We start from the raw sequence: 12,221 nt of genomic DNA, 5'->3' as shown, positions 1-12,221 counted from the left end.
GGAGTTTTGTGTCCTTGTTCCTTACGTTTTGTTAAATTTTCGCGGCGTTTACACGAAACGTAGACCTCTATCCCCGCCGTGATCCGGCGCAGGGCACAGTACAAGACAGAAAAGGAGCACCATGAAGAAATCGGCCATCGTCCTCGCAGCCGGCAGCCTGTTGGCAGGTTCGGCATTCGCCCAGTCGTCCGTCACCCTGTACGGCATCGTTGACCAGAGCATCCGCTTCACCACCAACGCCAACGCCAACAACGATCATCTGTTTGAACTGACCAACGGTGCAGTTACCAACAGCCGCTGGGGCCTGAAGGGCAGCGAAGCCCTCGGCAACAACCTGAAGGCGATCTTCCAGCTCGAAGGTGGCTTCGATCCGGATACCGGCCGTTCCAATCAAGCCAGCGCCACCAACCCGAATGGCCGTCTGTTCGGTCGTCAGGCATACGTTGGCCTGTCGGGTGACTTCGGCACGATCAAGCTGGGCCGCCAGTACACCGAAGGCTTTAACTTCTTCGGCGACTACGATCCGCTGACCATCGGCAACTACACCGCCAACGCCTGGCCGTTCTTCCTGACCCAGTTCCGCAGCGACAACGTGGTCAGCTACGGCGGCAAGTTCGGCGGCCTGGACGTGGGCGCCAGCTACGGCTTCGGCGAGCAACCGGGCAGCATGACCAAGAACCAGTACTGGGGTACCCGTGCCGCCTACACGTACGGTCCGTTCGGCATTGGTGGCGTGTACCAGGAAATCCGCGACATCAACGGCAACAAGCAGCAAATGTGGGGCGCTGCCGGCAAGTATGCCTTCGGCCCGGCCAAGCTGTTCGTGGGCTACGTGGGCGGCAAGGACCGCACCGGTGTGATCGACAACGGCTTCCTGAACAACTCGGCTGCCGCGCCTGCTCCGGCCGTGGTCACCGCCGGCGCCGCCAACAACCCGCGCAAGGACACCATCGGCTACATCGGCCTGACCTACCAGGCCACCCCGGCCCTGGCGCTGACGGGCGTGTTCTACGGCGACTACGTCGAGAACAAGAACGGTGTGAACGACAACAACGGCCGCCGCTACACCGGCGTGCTGCTGGCCGAGTACTCGCTGTCCAAGCGCACCCAGGTTTACGGCACGGTTGATTTCAACAAGGTTTCGGGCGGCACCACCACCGAACTGCCGGGCCGCAACAACCAGACCGGCGCTGCGCTGGGTATCCGCCACATCTTCTGATCGAAACCTGATCCGCAGTTCCTGGCGAAAGGCACCTTCGGGTGCCTTTTTTCATGGGCGCGGCCGGCGCCGCAGCCACAGGTACCAGCCCGCCTGCGCGGCGGTGCCTTGCACCGGCTGCAGCGGCACCAGCAGGCCGCCATGGCGTGCCACCACCCGCTGCGCACACAGCAGCGCGGGTCCGGGCCGGGCCAGTTGCGCGGCGCCCGCGTCATCGGCAGGCTGAAACACGATGGTCAGCGCCACGCCACCGGCATGGCCGCGGCACGCGGTGCGCAGGGCCGTGCCCGGCGCCGCCGCGCCGATGGCGCTGGTCAGCAGCCATTCGAGCGTGCCGGCGAGCAGAGCCGCGTCCCCGCCGATGCGCGGAAGGCGCGCTGCCGGGCGTTCCAGCCGCACGCCGGCCTCGCTGGCCTCGGTCCAGACGCGGTCCAGCGCTTCATCGAGCAGGGTTTCCATGGCGATCCGCCGCATCCGGTACGCATGCCGCGTTTCGCGCAGCAGCCGGTTCAGGTCGTCGATATGGCGCAGCGAGCGGCGCGCATGGCCGCCGACCTGGGCCAGCAGCGCCGCATCGGCCTGCGACCGGGTCTGGCGCAGCGCCAGCCACGCCAGCAGCGAGGCGTTGGGTTCGCGCAAGTCGTGGCCAAGCACATGCAGCACCATGTCTTGCACGGCGGCCGGAGCGCGCACGTCGCCGCCGCTGCTGCTTGCCGGTGCCGGTGCCGGCATCGCTGCGGCGCCGCGCGAGCGTCGCGCCAGCCAGCAGCCGCCAAGGCACACTGCCGCGGCAAGCAGCGCATGGTGCAGCGGGCGCGCCGTCATGCCGCGGCCCGTTCGGCATGAGCCATGCGCTCCAGCCGGTAGCCATGCGTATAGACCGGGGTCAGCCGCATGCCGTGTCCGGCCTGCAAGCCGAGCTTGCTGCGCACGCGCGACACGTGGGTATCGATGGTGCGCGACATCGGCGAGATCTCGCGGCCCCAGACCGCGGCGGTGATGTGGTCGCGCGTGACGATGCGGCCTTCGTGGCGGAACAACAGCACTGCGAGGTCGAACTCCTTGGGCGTCAGGCCGATCGGCTCGCCGTTGCAGGTGACCTTGCGCAAGGCGCAGTCAAAGGCGTAATCGCCCAGCCGCAGCGGCGCGTGCGGCGACGCCTGCGCGGGATAGGCGCGCCGCAGCAGGCATTCGATGCGCGCGGCCAGTTCAGCCGGGCGGATCGGCTTGACCATGTAGTCGTCGGCGCCCGCGGCGAGCGCACTGACGATATCGTGCTCGGCATCGCGGCAGGTCAGGAACATGACCGGAATGCGCCGGTCCAGGTGGGTGCGCACCCAGGCCAGCACCTCGCGCCCGGACAGGTCCGGCATCTGCCAGTCCAGCAGCAGCAGGTCGAAGCCGGCGTCGCGCAGCGCCAGCAGCAGGCGCCGGCTTTCGCCGAAGCTGACGCATTCAAACCCCGCGCCGGCGACGACCTGGCGGATCAGCGCCGCGTCCGCGGGCGCGTCTTCAAGCGATGCAATGCGCGTTGCCGTTTTCTTTCCCATGTTGCCTCCGACGGAACCAGGTCATTAGCGGGACATTTGAACCGGTGTTGCGTGCCGCACGAATAGGAAAGGGCTCAATCTCGCCTTTCAACAATCTTTTACTTCTGGCCTCAGCGCGCCGCTCCTACCATGGGCTTCGCTGCGGGCCGAAGACGCCCGTGGTGACCAGGCTGTGTCCAATCCATCGGCGCATTGCGGTGCGCCCGCGCACAGGAGCCACGTCCGTGAAGATCGCCGCGCTGCAGGCGGACCCCACCCTCGCCGTCAGCATCGAACAGACCCTGCGCCTGAACGGCCACCAGTGCACGCGCTACCTCAGCGGGCGCAGCCTGATCGGCGCGCTGCGCGGCAGGTCATTCGACCTGCTGATGCTGGATTGCGATACGCCGGGCATCCCGGCACTCGAAGTGCTGGCATGGGTGCGCCGCACGCTGGGTCACGAGCTGCCGGTGATGCTGACTGGCAGTTCCAATGAAGAAGGCTTTGTCGCGGCCTGCCTGGCGCAGGGCGCGGACAGCTACGTGCCCAAGCCGCTGCGCACCGCGGAACTGGCCGCGCGCGTGCTGGCGCTGCTGCGCCGCGCGCGGCCGGCCAGCGCCGACTGCGACCTGGAACACGGTCCGTTCCGCTTTGCCACCGTCGAGCGGCAGGTGTGGGTGCAAGGCAAGCCGGTACTGCTGGCCCCCAAGGAATTCGACTTGGCGGTCCTGCTGTTCCGCAATCTGGGCTCGCTGGTGCTGCGCCAGACCATGGTCGACCAGGTCTGGCGCTATCACATGGACGCCGCTTCGCGCACGGTCGACAGCCACCTGTCGCGAGTGCGCACCAAGCTGGCGCTGTGGCCGCACAACGGCGTGCGGCTGTCGTCGGTCTATGGGCTGGGGAGCCGGCTCGATGCGGCCTAGCCCTTCAGTCAGTCAGCCTTGATCCCGGCTTCCCTGACGATGCGGGCGTTCTCCGCGGATTCTTCGCGGATGGCCTTGGCAAACTGCGCCGGGGTGCCGCCGGTCGGCACTTCGCCGCCCTTGAGCAGGCGCTCATGGACTTCCGGCTCCGCCAGCGCCTTGTTCAGTTCGGCGTTCAGGCGGTTGATGATGGCCGCGGGGGTCTTGCCCGGCGCGAAGATGCCGAAGGTAGAGGTCAGGTTGGCCTTGGGGTAGCCCAGCTCGGCCAGCGTCGGCACGGCGGGCAGGCTGTCCAGGCGCCTGGGAGCGCCCACCGCCAGCGCGCGCAGGCGGCCCGCCTGCATATGCTGCGTCAGCACCGGGCTGGCGTTGGTGCTCATCACCTCGAACTGGCCACCGAGCGCATCGTTCATCTGCTGGCCCGCGCCCTTGTACGGAATCAGCACGATGTCGGCCTTCGACTTCTGCTTGATCTGTTCCAGCACCACATGGCCAACGGTGCCCAGGCCCGAAGTGGCCCAGCGTACCGAGCCCGGCTTCGCGCCGGCCTGGCCGACCACGTCGGCAAAGCTCTTGCCGCTGAACGCGGTAGTCGCGACCACCAGCACCGGCGAATACATGACGCTCATCACCGGCGCGACATCCTTCTGCGGGTCGTAGTTGACGCGGCCGACATGCGGATTCAGCGTCAGCGGGCTGGTCGCGGCGAAGCCGAGCGTGTAGCCGTCCGGCGCCGCCTTGGCCACCGCATCGATGCCGATGCTGCCGCCGGCGCCGGCCTTGTTCTCGACCACCACCGACGTACCCATTTGCGCCGACAGGCGCTCGCCGAGCGCGCGCGCCACGGTATCGCTGATGCCGCCGGTGGGGTAGGCGACGATCAGGCGGATCGGGCGGCTGGGATAGGCGTCGGCTGCGACGGCAGCGGCGGGAGCAAGTGCGGCGGCACCGCTGAAGACGCACGCTGCGGCCAGCAGCGACGCGCGGAAGGGAAAGGCCATGATGGAGAAGCGGGAGAAATTCGACGAGAGCGGCCGCGTGGCGGCAACCGACACGCCTGGCGCGGAACAGCCGCTATCTTAGCCGATCGTACGCCGCGCTCAGCGCTCCAGCGGCCGTTCCGGCACCCACGAGACAAAGAGTTCATTGGCGCGGTCATAGAGGCGCCAGCCCGTGCCGCAGTCGCGGCAACAAAACGACAGCATGCTGTACGGCACCCCCGCGGCACTCTGGGTGACCACCGGCGCCGTACCGCGCAGTGCCAGGCAAGCCGGCGGCTCGCGCCGGCGCGGATCGTCGGCCAGCGCCAGGCAGCGCTCGCAGGGCGGCGTGGCGGGGGCGGCGGAAGGAGCGGGGGCGGATGGCATCGTCGGCGGGAACGGGCACGTCTGATTGGGTGCCCGCCATGATGCCGCAAATTTCCGCCCGGCAGCAGCACCCTTCGCGGATGACATCAGGCGGGCTGCGCGCGCGTCACCGCAGCCGGCGCGGCCGCGCGCTGGCCGAGCCACACGCTGCCCAGCACCAGCAGCGCGCCGGCCGCCTGGAGCGTCGTCAGTGCCTGTCCCAGCACCAGGAACCCAAGCACCGTGGCGCTGACCGGACTGAGCAAGCCCAGTGCCGCCACCGCCGCCGGCGGCATGCGCCCTACCCCGCGGAACCACAGCGCGTAGCTGAAGCCGGCGCCGGCAATGCTGAGCCACGCATAGCCGAGCCAATTGGCCAGCGTGAAATGTCCCGGCAACGGCTCCAGCACCAGCGCGAACGGCAGCAGGAACAGCCCGCCCGCGCACAATTGCCATGCCGTCAGCACCAGCGGCGAAACCGGCGGACGCCAGTGCCGCGTCAGCACCGTGCCCACCGCCATCGACACGGCCCCCGCGGCGGCGGCCGCCACGCCCACGGCATCCAGCCTGGCGGCCGGCCCGAGCACCAGCAGCGCCACGCCCAGCAGCCCGCCCGCGCCGGCCATCCAGGCGGCGGGGCGCGGACGTGCGCCCAGCCAGGCCCACGCCAGCACCACCACGATCAACGGCTGGATCGCGCCCACCGTAGCCGCCACGCCGCCCGGCAGCCGGTAGGCGGCGATGAACAGCATCGCCTGGAAGAAGCCGATATTGAGCACACCCAGCACTGCCGCGCGCCACCACCAGCTGCCTCGCGGCAATTGCCGGCCGAATGCCAGCAGCGCCAGCCCGGCCGGCAGCGCCCGGATCACGCCGGACAGCAGTGGCTGCCCGGGCGGCAGCCACTGGCTGGTGACCAGGTAAGTGCTGCCCCAGATAGCCGGGGCCAGGCCGGTGAGCACAATGTCGCGCAGGCTGGGAGCGGGCGCCGAAGGTTTCGAAATGCCATTCGCCTTCATGTCGATATTCTTGACGTCAAGATAAATCCACTTTACGGAGGGGATTGGTTGATGTCAAGATACTTCGATCCGCTTCCTCTTTGCCTGACCTGCCCCGATGACCGCTCGCCGAAAATCCGAAGACGCACCCGACCATGTCGACGGCATCCTCGCCCAATGGGCGCGTGAACGGCCAGACCTCGACGCCTCGCCGATGGGCATCCTCGGCAGGCTGGGCCGGCTCAACCGCCATACCGGCCGCGCCATCGAGGCCGCGCTCGGCGCAGCGGGGCTGCAGCCGTGGGAATTCGATGTGCTGGCCACGCTGCGGCGGGCCGGGCCGCCCTATGCGCTGTCGCCGGGTGCGCTGATCGGTTCGCTGATGATCACCTCGGGCACCATGACCAACCGGCTCGACCACCTGGAGCGGGCCGGGCTGGTGCGGCGCGAGCCCAATCCGGAGGACCGGCGCGGGCTGCTGGTGGCGCTGACCGACGCCGGCCGCGAGCGCGTCGACCACGCGGTGGAGCTGCACGTCGCCAACGAGCATCGCCTGCTGGACGGTTTGACCGCGACCGAGCGCGCGCAGCTGGCCGCGCTGCTGCGCCGCTGGCTGCGCATGTTCGAGCCGCCACCGGGCAGTGGCGGCGACGGCAAGCCGGGCGCCTGAGCGCCGCGCATGCCGGATGCGCTTCAGGGGCGCTTCAGGCGCGCGGCGAAGCCTCGCGCAGATCCGGCAGGAACACCGTCAGCAAGCCCAGCAGCGGCAGGTAGGCGCAGTACTCGTAGACCGCGCGGATACCGTGGGTATCGGCCATGCCGCCCAGCACCGCGGCGCCGATGCCGCCCATGCCGAAGGCAAAGCCGAAGAACAGGCCCGCCACCATGCCGACCTTGCCGGGAATCAGCTCCTGCGCGAACACCAGGATCGCCGAGAACGCCGAGGCCAGGATAAAGCCGATGATGAAGGTCAGCACCGTGGTCCAGAACAGGTCCACGTGCGGCAGCAGCAGCGTGAACGGCGCCACCCCCAGGATCGAGGCCCAGATCACGCGCTTGCGGCCGATGCGGTCGCCGATCGGGCCGCCAAGGATGGTGCCGGCGGCGACCGCGAACAGGAACAGGAACAGGTGCAGCTGCGCATCCTGGCGCGCCAGCGCGAAGCGCTCTATCAGGTAGAAGGTGTAGTACGAGGTCAGGCTGGCCATGTAGAAGTACTTGGAAAACACCAGCACCATCAGCACCACCATGGCCCGCACCACCACGCGAGTGGCCACCGGACTGGCCGTGTCGGCCGCGGCCTTGCGCTTGCGCGCGCCCTGCGCCAGCTGGCGCGCGTACCAGCCGCCGATGCGCCACAGCACCACGATGCCCACCAGCGCCGCCAGTGAGAACCACGCCAGGCTGGCCTGCTGGTGCACGATCAGCGCGGCCAGCAGCGGGCCCATGGCGCTGCCGCCGTTGCCGCCCACCTGGAAGATCGACTGCGCCAGCCCGTGCTGGCCGCCCGACGCCATGCGCGCCACGCGCGAAGACTCCGGGTGGAAGATCGACGAACCGGTGCCGACCAGTGCAGCAGCCACCAGCAACACCCCATACGTGGGCGCCACCGACAGCAGCAGCAGGCCGGCCAGCGTAAACGCCATCGCCACCGCCAGCGAATGCGGCTTCGGATGCTTGTCGGTGTACAGGCCCACCACCGGCTGCAGCAGCGACGCGGTGACCTGGTAGGTCATGGTCAGCAGGCCGATCTGGGTGAAGCTCAGGTTGAAGCCGCCCTTCAGCATCGGATAGATCGCCAGGATCAGCGACTGGATCATGTCGTTGAGGAAATGGGCGAAGCTGATGGCCGACAGCACGCGGAAACCGGTGCGTCCGGCGTGCGGGGATGGCGATGACGGCGACGGGGTCGCGGGGGCTGCGCCAGCCGGCGCGGCGTCGATGGTTGTGCTCATTGGCGGCTCTCGACAAACGGAAAGCGGCCAGCGGGGGCGCCGGCCGGGAAAGGACTGAGCACCGATGCTAGCTGGCGTGCCCACGCCTGTCCTGCGAGAATAGGTCCGCAATCTTGGAGAAAAGGACATGGCGCGCGCCCCCCGCCCTCTTCCTGCCGCGGCGCCCGCCGGACGCCGGTCCCGGCAGCCGCTGCCCGAGCCCACGCCCGAGACGCTGGCGCTGGGCGATACCTACGCCGATCCGCCACCCTATTTCCGCTTCGACCGCAGTCCGCTGCCGGTCACCGCGATGGCGGCCGACTACCTGCCCGGCCACGTGACCCAGCCGCACCAGCATCCGCACGCGCAACTGATCCACGCCGTGCATGGCGTGATGGTGGTGGCCACCGCCGACGGCCAGTGGATCGTGCCGCCCACGCGCGGCATGTGGATGCCGGGCGGCACCACGCACTGGATCCGCATGGTCGGCCGGGTGCAGATGCGCACCGCCTATATCCGCCCCGATGCCGCGCCCGACCTGCCGCAGCGCTGCACCGTGCTGGGCATCTCGCCGCTGCTGCGCGAGCTGATCCTGGCCGCGGTCGAAATCCCGTTGCCGTACGCGGCTGGCACGCGCGATGCGCGGCTGATGCGGCTGCTGCTCGATGAAGTGATGCTGGTGCCGTCGCTGCCGCTGCACCTGCCGCGCCCGGCCGATGCCAGCCTGCGGCAGATCTGCGACGCCATTGCCGGCGCGCCCGATACCGCGCTGACACTGGCGGACTGGGGCGCGCGGCTGGGGCTGGATCCCAAGACCATCCAGCGCCGCTTCGCGCGCGAGACCGGCATGACCTTCGGCCAGTGGCGCCAGCAGGCACGCCTGCTGGCCGCGCTGGAAAAGCTGGCCGCCGGCAGCAAGGTGGTGGATGTGGCGCTGGACCTGGGCTATGACAGCCCGAGCGCGTTCGCCACCATGTTCCGGCGGCAGTTCGGCGTGCCGCCGAGCGCGTTCTTCCGCTAGGGCGCCGCGGGCAGGAGGCCGGACCCGTGCTCAGTTGCCCAGGTAGCGCTCCACCAGCCGCGTCCAGTAGGCCGCGCCGACGGTCAGGTTGTCGTCGTTGAAGTCATAGCCGGCGTTGTGCAGCAGCGGCTGGTTGGCGCCGTTGCCCAGCCGCACGAAGCAGCCGGGGCGCTGCTGCAGGAAGTAGGCAAAGTCCTCGCTGCCGGCGATGCGGGCCGCCTGGTCCACCACCCTGGCACCGCCGACCAGTTCCTCCGCCACCTGGCGCGCGAACTCGGTCTCGCGCTCGCTGTTGACCAGCACCGGGTAGCCGCGCACGTAGTCGATTTCGGCCACCGCGCCGTAGCCTTGCGCGTGCGCCGTGGCGAGCTGGCGGATACGGTGCTCGAGCGCCGTGCGCACCTCGGGGCTGAACGAGCGCACGCTGATTTCCATGCGCGCGTGGTCGGGAATCACGTTGGGGGCGTGGCCGGCATGCAGCGTGCCGATCGTCACCACCGCGGTTTCATTGGGATCGACATAGCGCGACACCACGGATTGCAGCGCCATCACCAGGCTGCCCGCCACCAGGATCGGGTCGACCGACTGGTGCGGGCGCGCGGCGTGGCCGCCCTTGCCGCGGATGGTGATGGTGACGGTGTCGCACGCCGCCATGAACGGGCCCGAGCGAAACAGGAAAGTGCCCTGCTCCACGCCCGGATGGTTGTGCAGCCCGAAGATGGCATCGCACGGAAAGCGCTCGAACAGGCCATCGGCCAGCATGCGCTCGGCGCCGCCGCCGGCGCCGATTTCCTCGGCCGGCTGGAAGATCAGGTGCACGGTGCCGTTGAAATTGCGCGTGCGCGCCAGCTGCCTGGCCGCGCCCAGCAGGATCGCGGTGTGACCGTCGTGGCCGCACGCATGCATGCGGCCCGCATTGACGCTGGCGTACGGCAGCGCGGTGCGCTCGTGAATCGGCAAGGCATCCATGTCGGCGCGGATGCCGACGCTATGCCCGCCCTCGCCGCTGCGCAAGGTGCCCACCACCCCGGTCCCGCCCACGCCGCGCGTGACCGCGTAGCCCCAGCCTTCCAGCAGGGTGGCGACCAGGCCCGCGGTACGGACCTCGTCGAAGGCGAGTTCGGGATGCTGGTGGATATTGCGCCGGATGGCTTCGAGTTCGACGCGGCTGTCCAGGGTATCGGCCAGCGCGCAGTAGCGGTGCTTCAGCGACGCGGGGGACTGGAGGGTGGTGCCGAGGTAAGACTCGATTTCGGGGGCGTGCTCGGACATGATGTTTTGCTCTCTGGCGAAACCTGTATAACCAGTATTTCACGCAGAAAACCCGAGCGAAACGCCAGGCCGGCGATTTCCTGTAAAACCATGTAATCGGGCCGCATTAGGCGCCAGAACTGTTGCCCTAATCGTACGCTTTGTGTGGAAACACAACGCTTTGTATGAAAGCGTATCGATGGGGAACCCTTCCGGCGACCGCTGTCAGCGCTCGCCGTACGCCACCACCCGCTGCGTCTGCTCGCCCAACCCCTCCACGCCCAGGCGCATGGTGTCGCCGGCCTTCAGGTAACGCGGCGGCTTGCAGCCCATGCCGACACCGGGCGGGGTGCCGGTTGCGATCAGGTCGCCTGGCAGCAGCGTCATGAAGCGGCTGACATAGCTGACCAGCGTCGCCACGTCGAACACCATGGTGGCGGTGGTGCCCTGCTGCACGCGCTCGCCATTGACCTCCAGCCATAGCCCCAGCGCCTGCGGATCCGGCACTTCGTCGCGCGTCACCAGCCACGGGCCCGCCGGGCAGAAGGTATCGCAGCCCTTGCCCTTGTCCCAGGTGCCGCCGCGCTCGATCTGGAACTCGCGCTCCGAGACGTCGTTGACCACGCAGTAGCCGGCCACGTGCTCCAGCGCCTGCTCGCGCGAAACATTGCGCGCGGCGGTGCCGATGACCACGCCCAGCTCCACTTCCCAGTCGGTCTTGTTCGAGCCGAATGGCAGCATCACCGCATCGTTGGGGCCATTGAGCGAGCTGTTGGCCTTGAGAAACACAATCGGCTCGGCCGGCAGCGGCATGCCGGCCTCGGCGGCGTGGTCGGCATAGTTCAGGCCGATCGCGACGATCTTGCCGAGTCCGGTCCAGGGCACGCCAAAACGCGCGCCTTCGATGACAGGCAGGGTCTGGGGATCCACCTGTGCAAGCGCGTCCAACGCCGCTGGCGCCAGCTGCGTCGCATCGACATCGTAGATCACGCCAGACAGGTCGCGCACGCGGCCTGCCGCATCGATCATGGCGGGGCGCTCGGCGCCCGGGTGGCCTACTCGAACCAGTTTCATCGTCGTCGTGGTGTAGTGGATGTTTAAGGGGTTCAGGCGGATTGCTTGAGCGCGCCATTGCGCCCATGGCCTTCCGCCAGCGTTTGCGCCACCACGGTCAGCACTTCCCGGGCGGTGTTCTCGGAGTGGCTGCGCAGCACCTGGGCCAAACGCGGCCGGCCGGGTTCGCGCAGCGCGGCCATGATGGCCTCGTGTTCCTCATGCGACTCCTGCCAGCGCAGGGTATCGGCGTTGGCGGCGCCGCGCGCGCGGTGCACCTTGCTCATCAGCGTGGCGTAGATGCTGGCCAGCACCGGGTTGGCGGCGCCGTCGATGATGAGCTGGTGGATTTCCTGGTTGATGCGGAAATAGTCGGTGCGCCGCCCGGCGGCGTGGGCGTCGATCATGGCCTGGTGGCGGCGCTCGAGCTTGGCCATGGCCGCCGCGCCCAGCCGCTGCGCCGCCAGTTCGCCCGCCAGCACCTCCAGGCCGTGCAGGGTCTCGAAGGTGGCGCGAAGTTCTTCCAGGTCCAGCGGCGCCACCCGGTAGCCGATGTACTGCCGGTGCAGGACCAGCCCCTCGGACACCAGCACCTTCAGCGCCTCACGCAGCGGCGTCTTGGAGACATCGAAGGTCTCGCAGAAGGCCCGTTCATCGATGCGCGCGCCGGGCGGCAATTCGCCCTCTTCGATCATGGTGCGCAACCGCGCGGCGATTTCGGCCGACATGCCAAGCGTGCGCAGGCGCGCGGAAGGGGAAAGCGTTTGTGTCACAGACGTCACCAAAATGGGGAAATGCACCACAGCAAGGCTACCACACCCCGAAATTGTGCATCCGCAACATCGTAAAATCAATGACTTACACGCGTTGTAATTACAGATTACGTATCCTATACTCCGGCCTGTTGCGCGACAACCATTAGAACTGCCTCAACCAAAGGACGA

13 protein-coding genes are annotated in these 12,221 nt (G+C 68.5%); 4 read left to right on the top strand and 9 right to left on the bottom strand.

Annotated elements, in window-relative coordinates; all coding sequences use genetic code 11:
* Window positions 1–121: 121 nt before the first annotated feature.
* Complete coding sequence (locus E5S69_RS21160) at window positions 122–1,219, top strand: porin (RefSeq protein WP_171516586.1); 1,098 nt, start codon at window positions 122–124, stop codon at window positions 1,217–1,219.
* A gap of 51 nt (window positions 1,220–1,270) precedes the next feature.
* Here E5S69_RS21160 and E5S69_RS21155 read toward each other — a convergent pair whose 3' ends face one another.
* Together E5S69_RS21155 and E5S69_RS21150 are read right to left on the bottom strand one after the other, a co-directional pair.
* Entirely contained in the window at window positions 1,271–2,044 is a 774-nt protein-coding gene (locus tag E5S69_RS21155; protein WP_171516585.1) for a HAMP domain-containing histidine kinase, read from the bottom strand.
* Window positions 2,041–2,769: a response regulator transcription factor gene (locus E5S69_RS21150; protein ID WP_171516584.1), complete on the bottom strand. Its 729-nt coding sequence runs from the start codon at window positions 2,767–2,769 to the stop codon at window positions 2,041–2,043. Before E5S69_RS21150 ends, E5S69_RS21155 begins: the two co-directional genes overlap by 4 nt.
* A gap of 224 nt (window positions 2,770–2,993) precedes the next feature.
* On the opposite strand from E5S69_RS21150, the gene E5S69_RS21145 reads away from it, so the two are divergent.
* Entirely contained in the window at window positions 2,994–3,674 is a 681-nt protein-coding gene (locus E5S69_RS21145) for a winged helix-turn-helix domain-containing protein (protein WP_171516583.1), read from the top strand.
* Window positions 3,675–3,682: 8 nt separating this feature from the next.
* Here the strand turns inward: E5S69_RS21145 and E5S69_RS21140 are convergent, their stop codons facing one another.
* The 3 genes from E5S69_RS21140 to E5S69_RS21130 all read right to left on the bottom strand — a co-directional run bounded on the left by E5S69_RS21140 (window position 3,683) and on the right by E5S69_RS21130 (window position 6,039).
* A complete protein-coding gene (locus E5S69_RS21140; RefSeq protein ID WP_171516582.1) occupies window positions 3,683–4,675 on the bottom strand; it encodes a Bug family tripartite tricarboxylate transporter substrate binding protein in 993 nt (330 codons plus the stop codon).
* A gap of 99 nt (window positions 4,676–4,774) precedes the next feature.
* Complete coding sequence (locus E5S69_RS21135) at window positions 4,775–5,041, bottom strand: hypothetical protein (protein ID WP_171516581.1); 267 nt, start codon at window positions 5,039–5,041, stop codon at window positions 4,775–4,777.
* 86 nt (window positions 5,042–5,127) lie between these two features.
* Window positions 5,128–6,039: an EamA family transporter gene (locus E5S69_RS21130; protein WP_171516580.1), complete on the bottom strand. Its 912-nt coding sequence runs from the start codon at window positions 6,037–6,039 to the stop codon at window positions 5,128–5,130.
* Between the two features lie 97 nt (window positions 6,040–6,136).
* Here E5S69_RS21130 and E5S69_RS21125 point away from each other — a divergent pair, with 97 nt between their 5' ends.
* The gene (locus E5S69_RS21125; protein ID WP_171516579.1) at window positions 6,137–6,688 is read left to right on the top strand and encodes a MarR family winged helix-turn-helix transcriptional regulator; all 552 of its coding nucleotides are present in this window, start codon (window positions 6,137–6,139) and stop codon (window positions 6,686–6,688) included.
* Window positions 6,689–6,722: 34 nt separating this feature from the next.
* On the opposite strand, the gene E5S69_RS21120 is transcribed toward E5S69_RS21125, so the two are convergent.
* Window positions 6,723–7,973, bottom strand: coding sequence for an MFS transporter (locus tag E5S69_RS21120; RefSeq protein ID WP_171516578.1), 1,251 nt, complete (start codon window positions 7,971–7,973; stop codon window positions 6,723–6,725).
* Between the two features lie 127 nt (window positions 7,974–8,100).
* Between E5S69_RS21120 and E5S69_RS21115 the strand changes: the two genes are divergently transcribed.
* Entirely contained in the window at window positions 8,101–8,973 is an 873-nt protein-coding gene (locus tag E5S69_RS21115) for an AraC family transcriptional regulator (protein WP_171516577.1), read from the top strand.
* A gap of 30 nt (window positions 8,974–9,003) precedes the next feature.
* Here the strand turns inward: E5S69_RS21115 and E5S69_RS21110 are convergent, their stop codons facing one another.
* The 3 genes from E5S69_RS21110 to E5S69_RS21100 all read right to left on the bottom strand — a co-directional run bounded on the left by E5S69_RS21110 (window position 9,004) and on the right by E5S69_RS21100 (window position 12,050).
* A complete protein-coding gene (locus E5S69_RS21110; RefSeq protein WP_171516576.1) occupies window positions 9,004–10,245 on the bottom strand; it encodes a M20 aminoacylase family protein in 1,242 nt (413 codons plus the stop codon).
* A gap of 204 nt (window positions 10,246–10,449) precedes the next feature.
* On the bottom strand, window positions 10,450–11,298 hold the full coding sequence (locus tag E5S69_RS21105; protein WP_171516575.1) for a fumarylacetoacetate hydrolase family protein: 849 nt from the start codon (window positions 11,296–11,298) through the stop codon (window positions 10,450–10,452).
* 32 nt (window positions 11,299–11,330) lie between these two features.
* A complete protein-coding gene (locus E5S69_RS21100) occupies window positions 11,331–12,050 on the bottom strand; it encodes an FCD domain-containing protein (RefSeq protein ID WP_171516574.1) in 720 nt (239 codons plus the stop codon).
* Window positions 12,051–12,221 lie beyond the last annotated feature (171 nt).

Source organism: Cupriavidus necator (genome assembly GCF_013141915.1).
In the GTDB taxonomy this organism is placed as follows: Bacteria; Pseudomonadota; Gammaproteobacteria; order Burkholderiales; family Burkholderiaceae; genus Cupriavidus; species Cupriavidus necator_B.
The sequence above is the reverse complement of the archived record's forward strand: the minus strand, read 5'-3'. Positions and strand labels throughout refer to the sequence as shown.